Here is a 17,053-nt window from a genome sequence, read left to right as displayed (position 1 = left end):
GGCACGGCCCGCCAGCAGGCGCCTCGGCACATAGCGATTCGCGGCACCGCTCGCGGTGCCGCCCGGGTGGCCCAGGTGGCCGCCGGACACACGCCAGCCCTCGCGAGGGCTTTCCACGACAATATCCACAATACCCAGAGGGAAAGCACATGAAACTCAGATCACTCGCCGTCGCCGTGGCCATGAGCGGTGCCGTCTCCGGCCTGATGCTGGTCTCCAGCGTCGACAACACCGCCCAGGCCCAGGAAACCTTCGAATGGAAGATGGTCACCTCCTGGCCGAAGAACTTCCCGGGGGTCGGCCAGGGGCCAGAGCGTCTGGCAGAAATCGTCGAGGAGATGTCCGACGGCCGCCTGACCATCGAGGTCTTCGGCGCCGGCCAGCTGGTGCCGGGCTTCGAAGTGTTCGATGCCGTCTCCGAGGGCACCGCGGAGCTCGGCCATTCCGCCTCCTACTACTGGAAGGGCAAGGCCCCGGCCGCCCAGTTCTTCGCCGCCGTGCCCTTCGGCATGAATGCCCAGGAGATGAACGCCTGGCTGCACTACGGCGGCGGCCTCGAGCTGTGGAACGAGCTCTATGACGACTTCGGCGTCGATGTGCTGGTCGCCGGCGCCTCCGGCGTGCAGATGGGCGGCTGGTACAACAAGGAGATCAACTCCGTCGACGACCTGGACGGCCTGAAGATGCGCATGCCGGGCCTGGGCGGCGAGGTCATGGAGCGCATGGGCGTGGCCATCGTCAACATGCCCGGCGGCGAGATCTTCACCTCGCTGCAGTCCGGCGCCATCGACGCCACCGAGTGGATCGGCCCCTATAACGACCTGGCATTCGGCCTGCACCAGGCAGCCGACTACTACTACTACCCGGGCTGGCACGAGCCGACCGTGATGTTCGAGGCGATCATCAACGAGGAGGCCTATGCCTCGCTGCCCGCCGACCTGCAGGCGATCCTGCGCACCGCGGTGCGCGACATCAATGCCGATGTGCTGGACGAGTACACCGCCCGCAACAACGACGCCCTGGAGACCCTGGTCAACGAGCACGGGGTGGAGCTGCGCCGCCTGCCGGACGACGTCCTCGCCCAGGCCAAGGAGCACTCCGCCGACGTGGTCGCCGAGCTCGCCGAGGACAGCGAGATGGCCCAGAAGATCCACGACTCCTACCGAGCCTTCCAGGACAAGGTGGTCAACTACCACACCATCTCCGAGCAGGCCTACTACAACGCCCGCAACCCGGACGAGAGCACCGGCAACTGAGGCCGTTGCCTGACCGGCACAAGGGGCCGCCTTCGGGCGGCCCCGTTGCGTTGTGCGGGCGCGGATATCGAGGACCTGGCGATCAGCGGCACAGCGGCGCCAGCCAGGCCTCGGCGAGCCACAGCACCAGGGCATAGCGCGCCGCCTTGGCCAGGGTGATCAGCAGGATGGCGCGCCACCACGGCAGGCGCAGGACGCCGGCCAGCACGGTGAGCGGGTCGCCGACCACCGGCGCCCAGGAGGCCAGCAGGCTCCACTCCCCGAAGCGCAGGTACCAGCGCTCGGCCCGCGCCAGCCCCTGCCGGGACACCGGGAACCAGCGGCGGTCCTGGAAGTGCCGCGCGTAGCGCCCCAGCCCGACATTGACCAGGCTGCCCAGGGTATTGCCGGCGCTGGCCACTGCCCACAGCAGCAGGGCCGGCTCGCCGCTGCACCATAGCCGGGCCAGCCACACCTCGGAGCCACCGGGGAGCAGGGTGGCGCTGGCCAGCGCCACCAGGAACAGGGTCAGCATGGCACCGCCCCCTCTCCCTGCAGTAGGCTGATGCTCCCCTTCGATCGCAATGACGTGACGCCGATGGCCGCCTCCCGCTCCCTACCCAACACCTTGACCATTGCCGGCTCCGACCCTAGTGGCGGTGCCGGCATCCAGGCCGACCTCAAGACCCTCTCGGCCCTGGGCACCTATGCTACCAGCGTGATCACCGCCCTGACCGCGCAGAACACCCGCGGCGTCACCGGGGTTCACCCGGTGCCGGCGGCGTTCATCGCCGCCCAGCTCGAGACGCTGCTCGATGACATCGCCATCGACGCCGTGAAGATCGGGATGGTGGCCAGCCGCGAGGTGGCCGAGGTGATCCGCGAGGCACTGGCCCTCCGGCGGCCGGGCTGGATCGTCCTCGACCCGGTGATGGTGGCCAAGAGCGGCGACATCCTGGTCGACGATGCCGGCATCGCGGCGGTGCGCGAGTGCCTGGTGCCCCTGGCCGACCTGATCACCCCCAACCTGCCGGAGGCCGCCGTGCTGCTGGACTGCCCGGTACCGCAGGACCGCGCCGGCATGGAGGCGCTGGCCCCCGGCCTGCGCGCCCTGGGCGCCGGCGCCGTGCTGCTCAAGGGCGGCCATCTGCGAGGCGAGGGCTGCCCCGACCTGCTGATCGAGGGCGACGCCCTGCACTGGCTGGAAGGGACACGCATCGCCACCGGCAACCTGCATGGCACCGGCTGTACCCTCTCCTCGGCGATCACCGCCCGCCTGGCCCTCGGCGACGCGCCTCGCGAGGCGGTGGCCGCCGCCAAGGCGTGGCTGTCGCGGGCGCTCGAGGAGAGCCACCGGCTTAACGTGGGCCAGGGCCACGGGCCGGTGCACCACTTCCACGCTGCGTGGTAGCCCGCCAGGCTTGCGCGCTCCCCCCCTGCCGCCCATGCTGAAGGCTGTGCCGTGGGGATCAACCTTCCCGGGAGGGAGCCATCATGAGCCAGACCCTGCTGTTCGCCAGCGACCTCTCCGCCGAGAACCGCGCCGCCTTCGCCCGCGCCATACGCCTGGCGGTGGAGAGCGGTGCCCGGCTCGATGTCATCCATGTGCTCGACCCCTACCTGCCGCGGCGGGTCCTGCATGACCTGGAAGAGGCCGTGGTGGAGGACATCCGCGCCACCCTCGTCGACATCCGCGAGGACTATGCCCTGCCCGAGCCCCAGTGCCTGATCCAGACCATGGCCGGCGCCCCCTATGCCGAGATCATCCGCGAGGCCCATGAGCGCGAGGCGGACATGATCATCCTCGGTGCCCATCGCAAGCGCGGCCAGCCCGACCTGGTCGCCGGCACCACCCTCGCCCGGGTGCTGCGCAGCGCCCCCTGCCCGGTGCTCTCGGTCAGCCACCTGGCCACCCAGGAGTGGCAGGATATCCTGGTGCCGGTGGACTTCTCGCTGACCTCGCGCCACACCCTGCGCGAGACCCTCAAGCGCTTCCCCGGCGCCCGGCTGACCCTGCTCCATGCCTGGGACATCCCCGGCGAGCGGGAACTGGGCTCCGACAGCGACTACGCCCGCTGGCGCGACCGCGAGGTGGAGCGCCTGCGTACCCAGCTCGAACGCGAGACCGAGCAGTTGATGAGCGAGCTCGACGACGTCCCGGAGCTCGAGCTGGTACTGGAGCAGGGTGAGCCCCTCGAGGTCCTAATGACCCGCCTGCGCCGCCAGCCGCCGGACCTGCTCGCCCTGGGCAGCCGCGGCCAGCTGGGCCGCCACAGCCAGATCACCGAGCGACTGCTCTCCGAGCCCCACTGCGACATCATGCTCTGCCGCGCCTGGTAGGGAACGCTCGATAGCTATACAGAACCTTTACGAATGGATATTGTCCGTACAGGATAATCCCCCGTCATGAGAGGTTCACCATGTCCCTGCCCTGCACCCGAAGCGCGCTCCTGCTGGCGACCCTGGCCCTTGCCACCACGGCAACGGCCGAGACGGTGGAGATCAAGGGCGCTCGCTTCCCGGCCGCCCTGGAGACCGAGGAGCGCCGCTACGAACGGATCGGCCACGGCCTCTTCCGCTATATGATCTGGGACGCCTATGCCGGGGCCTACTACCAGGCCCAGGGCTTCCCGCGCCCGGCCCCGCAGTCCGACGTGCCACGCCGCCTCGAGCTCGAGTACTTCCACGCCATCGAGGCCGAGGAGTTCGCCGAGGCGACGCTGAAGAGCGTGCGCAAGGCCCTCGACGAGGCCCGCTATGCCGAGCTGGCGTCGCCGCTGGAGGCCTTCAGCGAGCGTTACCGTGACGTCACGCCCGGCGACCGCTACGCACTGGGCTGGGACGGCGACCGGCTGACCCTGGCCCTCAACGGCGAGACCCTCTTCGAGGGCGACGACCCGGCGCTGGCCAACGCCCTGTTCGGCATCTGGCTGGGGGAGGAGCCCTTGGGCGAGGCGTTCCGCGACGACCTGCTGGGGCGCTGAGGTGGCACCATGCTAGGCTTGGCGGTCCGTGACGACAGCCAAGGAGACCCCGCCCGATGAAGGCCCTGATCCAGCGCGTGAAGCGCGCAAGCGTGGAGGTAGACACTCGCGAGGTGGGCGCCATCGGCACGGGCCTGCTGGCCCTGGTGGGCGTCGAGAAGGGCGATGACGAGGCGGCGGCCGACCGGCTGCTGCACAAGCTGCTGCACTATCGGGTCTTTCCCGACGCGGCGGGCAGGATGAACCGCAACCTGCAGCAGGCCGAGGGCGGCCTGCTGCTGGTCTCCCAGTTCACCCTGGCCGCCGACACCCGCAAGGGGCTGAGGCCCAGCTTCTCCAGCGCCGCGCCGCCCGCCGAGGGGGACCGCCTCTTCCACTACCTGCTGGAGCGCGCCCATGACGCCTGGCCGAGAGTCGCCAGCGGCGAGTTCGCCGCCGACATGCAGGTCTCGCTGGTCAACGACGGGCCAGTGACCTTCCTGCTGGAGAGCTAGCCGCTGAGCTCGGCCTCCATGGCCTCCAGCGCTTCCTCGGCCTCCAGCCAGGCCTGCTCCAGCTCCTCCAGGTGCGACTTGAGCTCGCCCTGGCGACCGAGGCGTTCGGTGAGCTCCGTCTTGCGCGAGGGGTCGGTGTAGAGCTCGGCGTCGCCCAGTGTCTCCTCCACCGCGGCGAGTTCCGCCTGGACCCTCTCCATGGCCTGCTCGGCGCGGTCGCGCTGCTTCTTCAGCGGCCGCAGCTTCTCGCGCAATTCGGCGGCGGCACGACGGGCGGACTTGCGATCCTCCCTGGGCACGTCAGCCTCGGCCTGGCGGTCGGCCTTGTCGGCCCGGGCCTCGCGGCGCTCGCCCTCCAGGCGCGCCTTGAGCCAGGCCCGGTAGTCCTCCAGGTCGCCGTCGAACGGCTCGACGCGATGGTCGGCCACCCGCCAGAACTCGTCCACGGTGGCGCGCAGCAGGTGGCGGTCGTGGGAGACGATGATTACCGTGCCCTCGAAGCTCGCCAGCGCCTCGGTGAGCGCCTCGCGCATCTCCAGGTCCAGGTGGTTGGTGGGCTCGTCGAGCAGCAACAGGTTGGGCTTCTGCCAGGCGACCAGCGCCAGGGCCAGGCGCGCCTTCTCGCCGCCGGAGAAGCGCCCCACCTCGGCGAAGACATCATCGCCGTGGAAACCGAAGCCGCCCAGGAACTTGCGGATGTCCAGGTCGGCGGCCGTGGGCGAGAGGCGCTGGACGTGCATGAAGGGGGTGGCGGCCAGGTCCAGCCCCTCCAGCTGGTGCTGGGCGAAGTAGCCGATCGCCAGGTGCTCGCCGGCCACCCGCCGGCCGGACAGCAGCGGCAGGTCGCCGGTCAGCGACTTGATCAGCGTCGACTTGCCGGCCCCGTTGGGGCCCAGCAGGCCGATGCGCTGGCCGGGCAGCAGGGTCAGCTTGACGCCGTCGAGCTGCACCGTCTCCCGGCCGGCATCGTCGCGGTAGCCCAGGCGTGCCTCGTCGAGCACCAGCAGCGGATGCGAGACCTTGTCGGCGGCGGGAATCGTGAAGTGGAAGGGCGAGTCGGCATGGGCCACGGCGATGTCTCCCATGCGCTCGAGGGTCTTGAGTCGGCTCTGGGCGGCGCGGGCCTTGGTCGCCTTGTAGCGGAAACGCGCCACGAAGCGCTCGATCTCCTCGCGGCGTGCCTGCTGCTTGGCGGCCTCGGCCTGCTGCAGGGCCAGCTTCTCGGCGCGGGTCCGCTCGAAGGTGGAGTAGTTGCCGCGATAGAGCACCAGGCTGCGGCGATCGAAGTGCACGATGTGGTCGCACACCGCGTCGAGGAAGTCACGGTCGTGGGAGATCAGCAGCAGGGTGCCGGGGTAGCGGGTGAGCCACTGCTCGAGCCACAGCAGGGCATCCAGGTCCAGGTGGTTGGTGGGCTCGTCCAGCAGCAGCAGGTCGGAGGGCTTGAACAGCGTGCGCGCCAGGTTGACGCGCATCCGCCAGCCACCGGAGAACGCGGCCAGGGGCCGGTCCAGGTCGGCCTGGACGAAGCCCAGCCCCACCAGCAGCTGTGCCGCCCGGGCCGGGGCGCTGTAGCCGTCCAGCGCCTCGATGGCGCCATGCAGCTCCGCCTCGCGATGGGCGTCGCCCCGGTCGCGGGCGGCCTCGAGGGCCGCCTCGGTCTGGCGCAGTTCGCGGTCGCCGTCCAGTACGTAGTCGACGATGGAGCGCTCCAGCGCTTCCACCTCCTGGTCCATGTGGGCGATACGCTGCCCACCGCTCATCTCCACCTCCCCCCTGTCCGGGGAGAGCTCGCCGAGCAGCAGCTTGAACAGGCTCGACTTGCCCGCCCCGTTGGGCCCGACGATGCCCGCCTTGTGGCCGGCGTGCAGGGTCAGGTCGGCCCCCTCGAGCAGGGTCTGGGTGCCGCGTTGCAGGGAAACTTGGCGCAGTGCGATCATGCAGGCTCCACTCGGCAGTCCGTGAGGCTGCCGCCCATCGGGACGACAGCCGTGTCATGACTCGCGATTCTACCCAATTGCCGTCCGCTCTGCGGGCTCGGCTGCGCGATGCCCCGCTGTGGGAGTTCGCCCTCACCCTCTACGGGCGCGAGGGCGTCGAGGCGGCCTGCCTGATGCTCCAGGACGAGGCCGGCATCGATGTCTGCGAGCTGCTCTGGTACTGCTGGCTGCATCATCACGGCCTGGCGTGCGATGCGAGCCTCGAGCCGGCCCACCGCTGGCAGCGCCGTGTCACGGTCCCCCTTCGCCGGCTGCGCCGGGACCTGAAGCCGGAGGCCCAGGAGAGCGAGTCCGTGGCCGCGCTGCGCCGGACGCTCCAGCAGGCCGAGCTCCAGGCGGAGCGCGAGACACTGTCGTGCCTGGAGCGGCTGGCACTGGAGAGCGACCGGCTCACTGTCCTGCCGAGCCCAGCTCCCTGCCTGGCAGAACACCTCGCCACGCGCCTGCAAGTGCAGAAAAAACCTCATCTTAGCGCCCTTCGAACCCTGGAAAGCCAGCTTGACCCCCCATGACGGCCACGCTAGCCTGAAATCAGCCGAGTGAATGTCACGTTCACCTGAACCTGCTGATGGCCGCATCCTCCATCACGGGACAAACCTGCAGAGGGACCACAAGAATGAAGTCACACAAGCTGTTGACCGGTGCCGGTATCGGCGCGCTGATGTTCGGCATGTCCACCGCTGCGTTCGCCGACAACTGGCGCTATGCCCACGAGGAGTACGAAGGTGACGTCCAGGACGTCTTCGCCCAGGAGTTCAAGCGCTACGTCGAGGAAAACTCCGACCACAGCGTCCAGGTCTACCGCTTCGGTGAGCTCGGCGAGTCCGACGACATCATGGAGCAGACCCGCAGCGGCATCCTGCAGTTCGTCAACCAGTCTCCCGGCTTCACCGGCTCCCTGATCCCGTCGGCGCAGATCTTCTTCATCCCCTACCTGCTGCCCACCGACATGGAACATGTGCTCGAGTTCTTCGACGAGAGCAAGGCCATCAACGAGATGTTCCCGGAGATCTATGCGCAGCACGGGCTCGAGCTGCTCAAGATGTATCCGGAAGGCGAGATGGTGGTCACCGCCGACGAGCCGATCACCTCGCCGGAGGACTTCAACAACAAGAAGATCCGCACCATGACCAACCCGCTGCTGGCGGAGACCTACAACGCCTTCGGCGCGACCCCCACGCCGCTGCCCTGGGGCGAGGTCTATGGTGGCCTGCAGACCGGCATCATCGACGGCCAGGAGAACCCGATCTTCTGGATCGAGTCCGGCGGCCTCTACGAGGTCTCCCCGCACCTGACCTTCACCAGCCATGGCTGGTTCACCACCGCCATGATGGCCAACCAGGACTTCTTCGAGGGCCTCTCCGACGAGGACAAGGAGCTGGTGCGTGAGGCGTCGAATGCGGCCTACGATCACACCATCGAGCACATCCAGGGGCTGGCCGGCGAATCCCTCGACAAGATCCAGGAAGCCTGCGACGAGTGCACCGTGACGCGCCTGAACGACGAACAGATCCAGGCCTTCAAGGAGCGCGCACCCCAGGTCGAGGAGGAGTTCCTCGAGATGACCGGCGAGACCGGCGAGGAACTGCTGAACCAGTTCAAGGCCGACCTTGAGGCCGTCACCGAAGACGCGGAGTAACCCCCGCCGGCTTCGACCTTGAAGGGGGGTGGCCTGCCCGGGCCACCCCCCCGTTGTTTCTGGACACGAGGTTTCCGGACACGGGATTTCCGGGCATCGGGCTTCCGGTCATGGCAGCGTGCACCCAGCGTTGATGTCGGCGGCCACGGGGCCAGGCATCCATGGGTATGCTTACCATAAGGGAATCCTGATTTTTCCCGCATCGCAGCCGAAGGGGAGTACGGACATGAGCGACGAAGAGTCCGAAAAGCACTATCGCTCGGGCCTGCCCGGTCCGCTGGGGGTCATCGACACCCTGTTAAGCAAGCTGGAAGCGGTATTGCTGGCCATGGGCGTGCTGCTGATGGCCTTCAACACCATCGCCAACGTCATCGCCCGCTTCGTGTTCGGCAATAGCATCTTCTTCTCCGGCGAGATCAACCGCATCCTGATCATCATGATCACCTTCGCCGGCATCGGCTATGCCGCCCGCCACGGTCGCCATATCCGCATGTCGGCGATCTATGACGCCCTGCCGGTGGGAGGGCGCCGGGCGCTGATGATCATCATCTCACTGTTCACCTCGCTGGTGATGTTCTTCCTCTGCTACTACGCGGTCATCTACATCCTGGAGCAGCAGGCCAGCGGACGAGTCCTGCCGGCCCTGGGCTTCGAGATCTGGTGGATCTATGTCTGGGCACCGCTGGGTTTCCTGATCACCGGCATCCAGTACCTGCTCACCGCGATCAAGAACCTGACGTCGAAAGACGTCTACCTGTCGACCGGCGTGCTCGACGGCTACAAGGACACGGAAACGGAAGTCTGACGCAGGGCAGAACGCCCGGGGGAACGCACGATGACGACAATAATGGTTACCACCATGATCGCCCTGCTGCTGCTGGGCTTTCCCATGATGATCCCGCTGCTGACTGCCGCGGTGATCGGTTTTTTCATGATGTTCAACGGGCTGGGGCAGATGGACACCCTGATCCAGCAGATGTTCGCCGGCATCCGGCCTGCCTCGCTGATCGCGGTGCCGATGTTCATCCTCGCCGCCGACATCATGACGCGAGGCCAGTCGGCGGACCGCCTGATTGCCATGGTGATGTCCTTCATCGGCCACATGAAGGGGGGCCTGGCGGTCTCCACCGCCGCCTCCTGCACCCTGTTCGGGGCCGTCTCGGGCTCCACCCAGGCCACGGTGGTGGCCGTCGGCTCCCCGCTGCGCCCCAAGATGCTCAAGGCCGGCTACTCGGACTCCTTCACCCTGGCGCTGATCATCAACGCCAGCGACATCGCCTTCCTGATCCCGCCCAGCATCGGCATGATCATCTACGGGGTCATCTCCGAGACCTCCATCGCCGAGCTGTTCATCGCCGGCATCGGGCCGGGCCTGATGATCCTGCTGATGTTCTCCGTCTACTGCATCGCCTATGCCGTGATACGCGACGTGCCCACCGAGGCCAGGGCGAACTGGCGTGAACGCTTGATCGCGGTACGCCAGGCACTGTGGCCGCTGGGCTTCCCGGTGATCATCGTCGGCGGCATCTATGGGGGGGTGTTCAGCCCTACCGAGGCGGCGGCGGCCTGCGTGCTCTACGCCATCTTCCTGGAATTCATGGTCTTCCGCTCGCTGAAGCTGGCGGACATCTACGCCATCGCCAAGTCCACCGGTCTGATCACCGCCGTGGTGTTCATCCTGGTGGCGGCCGGCAACGGCTTCTCCTGGATCATCTCCTTCGCCCAGATCCCCCAGGCCATCCTGGAGGCCGTGGGCATCAACGAGGCCGGCCCCACCGGCGTGCTGATCGCCATCTGCATCGCCTTCTTCGTGGCCTGCATGTTCGTCGACCCCATCGTGGTAATCCTGGTGCTGACGCCGATCTTCGCCCCTGCCGTGGCGTCCACCGGGCTCGACCCGGTGCTGGTGGGCATCCTGATCACCCTGCAGGTGGCCATCGGCTCGGCGACGCCACCCTTCGGGTGTGACATCTTCACCGCCATCGCCATCTTCAAGCGCCCCTACTGGGACGTGATCAAGGGCACGCCGCCCTTCGTCTTCATGCTGATCCTGGCCGCGGCCCTGCTGATCATGTTCCCGCAGATCGCCCTGTTCCTGCGTGACCTGGCGTTCCGTTGACCCAAGGAGTAACGACCATGTTCAATCGGATACTGGTCCCGGTGGATGGCTCCAAGGGCGCCCTCAAGGCGCTCGAGAAAGGCGCCGGCCTGCAGCTGCTGACCGGGGCCGAGCTCTACATCCTGTGCGTCTTCAAGCACCACAGCCTGCTCGAGGCCTCGCTCTCCATGGTGCGGCCCGACCGTCTCGACCTGCCCGATGACGCCCTCAAGGAGTACGCCACCGAGATCGCGGTCCACGCCAAGTCCCATGCCGTGGAGCTCGGGGTGCCGGCCGAGCGGGTACGCGCCTTCGTCAAGGGGGGCCGGCCGTCGCGCACCATCGTGCGCTTCGCCCGCAAGCGCGAGTGCGACCTGATCGTGATCGGCTCCCAGGGCACCAACGGCGACAAGAGCCTGCTGCTGGGCAGCGTTGCCCAGCGGGTGGCCGGCTCCGCTCACTGTCCGACCCTGATCGTCTGAGCCTCGTGAACGCCCCTCGCCGGGCCGGTTTCCCCCGCATGCCATGCGGGTGCGGAACCGGCCCGGCCCTGTTAGAGTCCCATGCATTCCATGCATTTCGTGACACCCACCCGAGGCGCCTGCGCGCCAACGTACAAGGTTCCTTCATGAAGACACTGCTGACCTCCGCTTCCCTGGCGGCCCTGCTGGCCGCCGCCCCCCTGGCACTGGCTGCGGCCCCTGAGACCGACGACGAGAAGCTGGGCTACAGCCTCGGCGTGACCCTGGGTCAGAGCATCCAGCAGGACGTCGAGGACCTGGACATCGATGCCTTCACCCAGGCCATCCGTGACGTATTCGACGGCGGCGAGCTGGAGATGAGCGACGAGGAGATGGCCGAGGCCCTGACGACATTCCAGCAGGAGGCCATGGCCGCCCGCGAGGCCGAGGCCGAACAACGGTCCGCGGCCAACCGCGCCGAGGGCGAGGCCTACCTGGAAGAGAACGCCGAACAGGACGGGGTGACGGTCACCGACTCCGGCCTGCAGTATCGCGAGCTGGAGTCCGGTGACGGCGCGACCCCCGGCGCCGATGACACCGTCGAGGTTCACTACGAGGGCACCCTGATCGACGGCACCGTCTTCGACAGCTCCTACGAGCGTGGCGAGCCGGTGAGCTTCCAGGTCGGCCAGGTGATCGAGGGCTGGCAGGAAGCCCTCCAGCTGATGAGCGTGGGCGACACCTGGGAGGTGGTGATTCCCTCCGACCTCGCCTACGGCGCCCAGGGACAGGGTCCGATCGGCCCTCACGAGACGCTGATCTTCAAGGTCGAGCTGCTCGACGTGGCCGGTGAATGATCCGGCCCCGATGAACGCCCTCCGCCGCCTGGCCGTCGCCGGCCTCTGCCTGGGGCTGGCCGCTCCGCTGGCCGCCCAGGAGCCGCCGGCAGAGCTGCCAAGCCTGGGGGCTGATCGGGACGAGGTCAGCGTGCTCGGCGTCTCCTCGGGAGGCTACATGGCCACCCAGCTGGCGGTGGCCTGGCCCGAGCGGTTCGCCGGGCTGGGGGTCGCGGCCGCCGGCCCCTGGGCCTGCGCCCGGGGCTCCCTGGGCCTGGCCCTGGGCCAGTGCATGACGACCCGGCGGGGCATGCCGGAACCGGCGGAGCTTGAGGACCGCTACCAGGGATACCGACGGCGCGAACTGGTCGGCGACCCCGCGGCCCTGGCCGAGCTGCGGGTCTTCGTCTGGCATGGCGCCAGTGACGAGACCGTGGTCCCGGCACTGGGCCGTGCCCTGGCAGAGCAGTTTCGCGACTGGCTGGCGTCTCCCGATGACCAGCTGAGGTTCATGGAGAGCGAGGAGGCCGGCCACGGCTGGCCGGTGGCAGCGGGCCCGGGTACGCCCGTGGATGCCCTGGCGGACTGCCGCGGCGGGGGCGGCACCCACCTGCTGGCCTGCGACTTGGATATCGCCGGGGAGATGCTGGAGTGGGTGCACGGCGACCTGGTGTCCCCCGAGCCGGGCGAGCCCCGAGGTGAGCTGGTGCGCTTCGACCAGTCGGATTTCGACGCTCGCGGACTGGGTGACACCGGCTACCTGTTCATTCCGGCGGACTGCGAGAAGGGCGGCTGTGAGCTGACCGTGGCGCTGCATGGCTGTGCCATGGATGTCGAGCAGATCGATGAGGCCTTCGTGCGACACAGTGGCCTCAACGAGTGGGCCGCGGCCAATCGACGGCTGGTGCTCTACCCCCAGGCGGAAACCAGTCTGCCCAATCCCCAGGGCTGCTGGGACTGGTGGGGCTTTTCCGAGAGCACCTGGCAGCTCGACCCCCTGCATGACAGCCGCCAGGGGTCCCAGACAGGCGCGCTGATGGCCATGATCGAGCGCCTGCAGCAGGCACCCGACGCAAACTGAGCCGGCCGGGGCCTCACCCCTCGGCCAGCGCCTTTTCCAGGGCAGCCTGCAGCGGCCCGGAGGTGGGAGAGTGCAGCACACGGCGGCGAATCTCGCCGTCGCGGTCGACCAGGAACAGCGAGGCGCTGTGGTCGATGGTGTAGGCCATGGCCGAGTCCGGTGTCTCCACCTTGCGCCAGATCACGCCGTAGCGCCCGGCCAGTTCCTCGAGGGCCTCCTGGCTGCCGGTGGCGCCGATGAACTCCTCTCCGAAGAAGGCCAGGTACTCCTCCAGCCGTGCCAGGGTGTCGCGCTCCGGGTCCACCGAGACCATCAGCGGGACCACCCGCCGCCGCTGCTCGGGGTCGAGGCGCCCCATGACCTGACGCACCACGGCGAGGCTCATCGGGCAGACATCCGGGCACCAGGTGTAGCCGAAGAAGACCACCGCCAACTGGTCATCGTCGAGCTGGCTCAACGAGAACTCGCCCTCGGTCGACGGCAGCTCGATGGGTCCCCCCTGGGGTTCGCCGCTCGCCTGCCCCCTCAGCTGCTGCTGGTAGAGGCCGAGGCCGACCGCCACCACCACCAGTACCGCGCCCAGTCCCAGCCAGATGCTTCGCCGCTTCATGGTCACCGCCTCGCCACGTCGAAATCGAACCAGCTTCCCAGACGCCCCTGCGGGGTGTCCACCACCACCTTCGCGCGCCAGGGCATGACCGCCTCGGTGCAGATCGCCACCTGCCCTTCCCCGCGGAAGACGCCGCCACCCACGGCCTCGAGGGGAAAACGGTGCAGCCCCATGTCCATGTCGCGGCCGACGAAGTCGACGCGGGCGGACTCGGCGGCAACACCCGCCAGGCGCACCTCCAGCGGCAGACGCTCCAGGGCCCGGATGGGACCCTCGGACTCGACCGCCAGGCGCAGCGTGATGCCCTGCCCCAGGCGCGCCGTGCAGGGGGCCGCATGCAGGTCGCAGGGGGCCTCCACCGGCGGAGACCACTGCACGCCGGCCTCGTCGCGCAGGCTGTAGCGGGTCAGGTACCAGAGCGCCACGGCGAGGGTCAGCAGGGTGAGGATGATCAGCAGGCGCAGCAGCGGGGGGCGGGCCGCGCCGGTCGACGACAGGATGCGCTGTGGCATGGCGGAGAACGGGGCCTCCATCGGTGGCAGGATGGAGGTAAGCTTATCAGCATTTGCCTGCGGCGAAGTGCGCAAGGATGTCGCAGGGGGAACATGGTGAGGGAGGTGTCATGGAAGGCGTGGGCAATGCACTGGGACCGCTGTTCCTGCTGATCCTGCTGGGCGCCGGGCTCGGCTGGTGGCGTCAGCCGGGCGGCGACTTCTGGCCCCGCATGGAACGGCTGATCTACTTCCTGCTGTTTCCCGCCATGCTGGTCTCGACCCTGGCCACCGCGGACGTCGCCCAGGTGCCGGTGGCCCGGCTGGCCCTTGCCCTGCTCGGCGCCATGGGCCTGTTCGGCCTGCTGCTGTGGGGGCTTCGGGACCGGCTGCGACTCGATGCGCCCGCCTTCACCTCGGCCTTCCAGGGCTCGCTGCGCTTCAACACCTATGTCGGCGTAGCCGGGGCCGCCGCCCTGCACGGCGGCGCCGGGGCCACGGCGGCCGCGGTCGCGGTGGCGCTGATGGTGCCCGTCGTCAACGTGCTCTGCGTGGCAAGCTTCATCGCGGCCGGCACCCTGGGCTCGGCGAGCCTGGGCAAGAGCCTCGCCGCCCTGACCCGCAACCCGCTGATCCTGGCCTGCGTGGCCGGCATCGTCCTCAACCTCAGCGGCATCGGGCTGCCCGGCTGGAGCCAGCCCGGCCTGGAGCTGCTGGGGCGTGCCGCCCTGCCGCTGGGTCTGGTGGCGGTGGGCGTGGCGCTGCGTCCCGCCGCCCTGCTGAGGCTGGACCGCGGGGTCTGGGCCGCCAACCTGGTCAAGCTGGGCCTGATGCCGGCCCTGGTACTCGCCCTGGCCCTGCTGCTGGGCCTGGACCCGGTGACCCGCGACGTGGCACTGCTCTTCGCCGCCCTGCCCACCGCCACCTCGGCCTATATCCTGGCTCGCCAGCTGGGCGGCGACGCCGAGCTGATGGCGGCCCTGATCACCGGCCAGACGCTGCTGGCCATGGTGACCCTGCCGCTCTGGCTGCGTCTCGCCGGTTGAGGACACGCCGATAACGAAAAGCGTTCGCATTTGCATTGACAGCGCAAACAGGAATGGTTACGCTTGAATCGTGGCGTTGATGAGGCGCCACGCCGGGCAGGAACCCGCCAGTTTCCTGCCCTGGTTTCTCCCTCTCATTGCTAGTCACGGTCCCTTTGCCGCCCCGCCCGGGGCGGCTTTCTTTTGGCTCATCGCATTACCCGGACAACGACCTGCTCCCGTACGACGGCGCCCCCGGCACCTGTGAGATGCCGGGGGCGCGAACAGGAACCGGCCCTGGCGGGTGTCAGTCGACCCGCCTGAAGATCAGGTCCCAGACGCCGTGCCCCAGCTTCTCGCCGCGCGCCTCGAACTTGGTCAACGGGCGAAACTCGGGGCGCGGCACATAGGGGGCCGTCTCGGGGCCGGCGGTGTTGGCAAAGCCCGGGGCGGCGTCCATCACCTCGGCCATCCACTCGGCATAGGCCTCCCAGTCGGTGGCCATGTGCAGGGTGCCACCGGGCTTGAGGCGGGTGCGCACCAGTTCGACGAAGGCCGGCTGCACGATACGCCGCTTGTGGTGCTTCTTCTTCGGCCAGGGATCGGGGAAGAACAGCTGCAGGGTGTCGAGGCTCGCCTCGGGCAGGCACTGCTCGAGCACCGCCAGGGCGTCCTCGCGGTAGACGCGCAGGTTGGTCAGGCCGCGCTTGTCGGCCTCGTCGAGCAGCTTGCCAACGCCGGGCGCATGCACCTCGATGCCGATGAAGTCGGTATCCGGATGACGCTCGGCCTGCTCGACCAGGGAGGCCCCCATGCCGAAGCCCACCTCCAGCACCCGGGGCGCCTCTCGCCCGAACAGGGCGTCGAGGTCCTGGCGGCCATCGGCGAGGGAGAGCCCCAGTCGCGGCCAGACCGCCTCGAGCCCCCGGGTCTGGGCCTGGGTCATGCGGCCGGCACGCAGCACATAGCTCTTGATGCCGCGGCGGTGCAGCGGAGCGTCCGGGCCCTCGGGGCCAGTGGTCTTGTCGTCGTGTCGCGGGTCGGTCATGGCGCAGGGCAACTCTTCTTGGCGTGAATCAACCGGGGGCGCGTATTGTAGCGGCTAAGACCCGCCCGGGGTACGGTGGCGACCGATTCCCGCAGACAGAAGGAGATCGATATGCAGGACAGGGGATGGTGGCTGGTCGCGGCGCTCTCCGGCGCCCTGGTGGTGATGGCCGGCGCCTTCGGCGCCCATGCGCTGGAGGGGCAGCTGGCCCCGCGGCTGGCGGCGGCCTTCGAGACCGGGGTGCGCTACCAGGCGTGGCATACCCTGGCGCTGCTGGCGGTGCTGGCCTGGCGCGCCGGAACATCGCTCGCCGGCCAGCGGCTGGCCATGGGGCTCTGGGCGGCCGGCATGGCGCTCTTCTCGGGCTCGCTCTACGCCATGGCGCTCACCGGCGCGACCAGCCTGGGAATGATCACGCCCATCGGCGGGGTGCTGTTGATCGGCGGCTGGCTGGCCCTGGCGGTGGCGGTGCTGCGCGCCCGGCCTCCGGGTCAGTCGCCGTCCGGCAGCGCATAGGTGGCGGTGACCAGGGCCACCGGCCGCTCGTCGCCGTCGGAGAAGAGCTGTACCTCGCCCACCGCCAGGCGGCGCCCCAGCTTGAGGATCCGCGCGTTGGCGATGATATCGCGATCGCCCCGGGGCCGACGCAGGAAGCGGCAATGCAGGTCGCTGGTCACGGCCATGGGCTCGGGGCCGATCTGGGCGAGTATCGCCACATAGAGGCAGACGTCGGCCAGCCCCATCAGGGTGGGGCCCGAGACGCTGGCCCCGGGCCGCAGGTGCTCGTCCTCGATGGCCAGGCTCATGGTCGCGCGCATCTCGTCGACGCCCTCGATGGTCCCCGTCCGCTGGGGGAAGATCTCGTCGAGAAAGTCCTCGATGGCGGCGGCGGTCATGACGGTCATCGGCAGGCTCCTTGCGGTGATGGTGATGGCGAGGCAGGCCCCACGATAGCCGAGCCGGCCCCTGGCCGACAGTCACCGAACGTCGAGCGCTTCAACGACGGCCCCCTCATGGAAACGCCCCCGCGGCGATACCGCGGGGGCGTGCT

The 17,053-nt window shown here is 68.9% G+C and carries 20 protein-coding genes; 14 read left to right on the top strand and 6 right to left on the bottom strand.

The annotated features are described in order from the left end of the window. Positions 1–149 precede the first annotated feature (149 nt). Complete coding sequence (locus P8934_RS00520; protein ID WP_278032438.1) at positions 150–1,256, top strand: TRAP transporter substrate-binding protein; 1,107 nt, start codon at positions 150–152, stop codon at positions 1,254–1,256. A gap of 82 nt (positions 1,257–1,338) precedes the next feature. Here P8934_RS00520 and P8934_RS00515 read toward each other — a convergent pair whose 3' ends face one another. Then, complete coding sequence (locus tag P8934_RS00515; protein ID WP_133636771.1) at positions 1,339–1,770, bottom strand: YqaA family protein; 432 nt, start codon at positions 1,768–1,770, stop codon at positions 1,339–1,341. A gap of 63 nt (positions 1,771–1,833) precedes the next feature. On the opposite strand from P8934_RS00515, the gene thiD reads away from it, so the two are divergent. The 4 genes from thiD to dtd all read left to right on the top strand — a co-directional run bounded on the left by thiD (position 1,834) and on the right by dtd (position 4,713). Continuing rightward, positions 1,834–2,646, top strand: coding sequence for a bifunctional hydroxymethylpyrimidine kinase/phosphomethylpyrimidine kinase (thiD, locus tag P8934_RS00510; RefSeq protein WP_278033976.1), 813 nt, complete (start codon positions 1,834–1,836; stop codon positions 2,644–2,646). Between the two features lie 83 nt (positions 2,647–2,729). Then, complete coding sequence (locus P8934_RS00505) at positions 2,730–3,575, top strand: universal stress protein (RefSeq protein WP_278032437.1); 846 nt, start codon at positions 2,730–2,732, stop codon at positions 3,573–3,575. 80 nt (positions 3,576–3,655) lie between these two features. Further along, positions 3,656–4,219 carry a chalcone isomerase family protein gene (locus P8934_RS00500; protein ID WP_278032436.1) on the top strand — a complete coding sequence of 188 codons (564 nt, stop codon included), beginning with the start codon at positions 3,656–3,658 and terminating at the stop codon, positions 4,217–4,219. A gap of 56 nt (positions 4,220–4,275) precedes the next feature. Continuing rightward, the gene (dtd, locus tag P8934_RS00495; protein ID WP_278032435.1) at positions 4,276–4,713 is read left to right on the top strand and encodes a D-aminoacyl-tRNA deacylase; all 438 of its coding nucleotides are present in this window, start codon (positions 4,276–4,278) and stop codon (positions 4,711–4,713) included. On the opposite strand, the gene P8934_RS00490 is transcribed toward dtd, so the two are convergent. After that, a complete protein-coding gene (locus P8934_RS00490) occupies positions 4,710–6,653 on the bottom strand; it encodes an ATP-binding cassette domain-containing protein (protein WP_278032434.1) in 1,944 nt (647 codons plus the stop codon). The genes dtd and P8934_RS00490 overlap by 4 nt on opposite strands. Before the next feature lie 56 nt (positions 6,654–6,709). Between P8934_RS00490 and P8934_RS00485 the strand changes: the two genes are divergently transcribed. The 7 genes from P8934_RS00485 (at position 6,710) to P8934_RS00455 (ending at position 12,828) form a co-directional block, all read left to right on the top strand. Beyond that, on the top strand, positions 6,710–7,225 hold the full coding sequence (locus tag P8934_RS00485; protein WP_278032433.1) for a TIGR02444 family protein: 516 nt from the start codon (positions 6,710–6,712) through the stop codon (positions 7,223–7,225). Positions 7,226–7,329: 104 nt separating this feature from the next. Beyond that, positions 7,330–8,352: a TRAP transporter substrate-binding protein DctP gene (gene dctP / locus P8934_RS00480; RefSeq protein ID WP_278032432.1), complete on the top strand. Its 1,023-nt coding sequence runs from the start codon at positions 7,330–7,332 to the stop codon at positions 8,350–8,352. Positions 8,353–8,578: 226 nt separating this feature from the next. After that, a complete protein-coding gene (locus P8934_RS00475; protein ID WP_278032431.1) occupies positions 8,579–9,157 on the top strand; it encodes a TRAP transporter small permease in 579 nt (192 codons plus the stop codon). Between the two features lie 30 nt (positions 9,158–9,187). Next, a complete protein-coding gene (locus P8934_RS00470; protein ID WP_278032430.1) occupies positions 9,188–10,471 on the top strand; it encodes a TRAP transporter large permease in 1,284 nt (427 codons plus the stop codon). Between the two features lie 17 nt (positions 10,472–10,488). Continuing rightward, a complete protein-coding gene (locus P8934_RS00465; protein ID WP_133636749.1) occupies positions 10,489–10,932 on the top strand; it encodes a universal stress protein in 444 nt (147 codons plus the stop codon). 146 nt (positions 10,933–11,078) lie between these two features. Next, positions 11,079–11,768, top strand: coding sequence for an FKBP-type peptidyl-prolyl cis-trans isomerase (locus P8934_RS00460; RefSeq protein WP_133636747.1), 690 nt, complete (start codon positions 11,079–11,081; stop codon positions 11,766–11,768). Positions 11,769–11,778: 10 nt separating this feature from the next. Beyond that, positions 11,779–12,828, top strand: coding sequence for a prolyl oligopeptidase family serine peptidase (locus P8934_RS00455; RefSeq protein ID WP_278032429.1), 1,050 nt, complete (start codon positions 11,779–11,781; stop codon positions 12,826–12,828). Between the two features lie 13 nt (positions 12,829–12,841). Here the strand turns inward: P8934_RS00455 and P8934_RS00450 are convergent, their stop codons facing one another. Together P8934_RS00450 and P8934_RS00445 are read right to left on the bottom strand one after the other, a co-directional pair. Further along, positions 12,842–13,438 carry an SCO family protein gene (locus P8934_RS00450; protein ID WP_278032428.1) on the bottom strand — a complete coding sequence of 199 codons (597 nt, stop codon included), beginning with the start codon at positions 13,436–13,438 and terminating at the stop codon, positions 12,842–12,844. A gap of 2 nt (positions 13,439–13,440) precedes the next feature. Beyond that, positions 13,441–13,950 carry a hypothetical protein gene (locus P8934_RS00445; protein WP_278032427.1) on the bottom strand — a complete coding sequence of 170 codons (510 nt, stop codon included), beginning with the start codon at positions 13,948–13,950 and terminating at the stop codon, positions 13,441–13,443. A 110-nt stretch (positions 13,951–14,060) separates the two neighbouring features. Here P8934_RS00445 and P8934_RS00440 point away from each other — a divergent pair, with 110 nt between their 5' ends. Then, complete coding sequence (locus tag P8934_RS00440; RefSeq protein ID WP_278032426.1) at positions 14,061–14,975, top strand: AEC family transporter; 915 nt, start codon at positions 14,061–14,063, stop codon at positions 14,973–14,975. Positions 14,976–15,261: 286 nt separating this feature from the next. Here the strand turns inward: P8934_RS00440 and trmB are convergent, their stop codons facing one another. Then, the gene (gene trmB, locus P8934_RS00435; protein ID WP_278032425.1) at positions 15,262–16,002 is read right to left on the bottom strand and encodes a tRNA (guanosine(46)-N7)-methyltransferase TrmB; all 741 of its coding nucleotides are present in this window, start codon (positions 16,000–16,002) and stop codon (positions 15,262–15,264) included. A gap of 111 nt (positions 16,003–16,113) precedes the next feature. Between trmB and P8934_RS00430 the strand changes: the two genes are divergently transcribed. Then, positions 16,114–16,518: a DUF423 domain-containing protein gene (locus P8934_RS00430; RefSeq protein WP_278032424.1), complete on the top strand. Its 405-nt coding sequence runs from the start codon at positions 16,114–16,116 to the stop codon at positions 16,516–16,518. Here the strand turns inward: P8934_RS00430 and P8934_RS00425 are convergent. After that, positions 16,494–16,907, bottom strand: a complete 414-nt coding sequence (locus tag P8934_RS00425) for a PaaI family thioesterase (protein WP_040183775.1) — start codon at positions 16,905–16,907, stop codon at positions 16,494–16,496. The two genes, P8934_RS00430 and P8934_RS00425, sit on opposite strands and share 25 nt — an antisense overlap. Positions 16,908–17,053: the final 146 nt, after the last annotated feature.

The sequence above is a fragment of the Halomonas sp. CKK8 genome, from assembly GCF_029625235.1.
GTDB lineage: Bacteria > Pseudomonadota > Gammaproteobacteria > Pseudomonadales > Halomonadaceae > Halomonas > Halomonas ventosae.
This window is presented reverse-complemented; position numbering and strand designations above follow the sequence as displayed.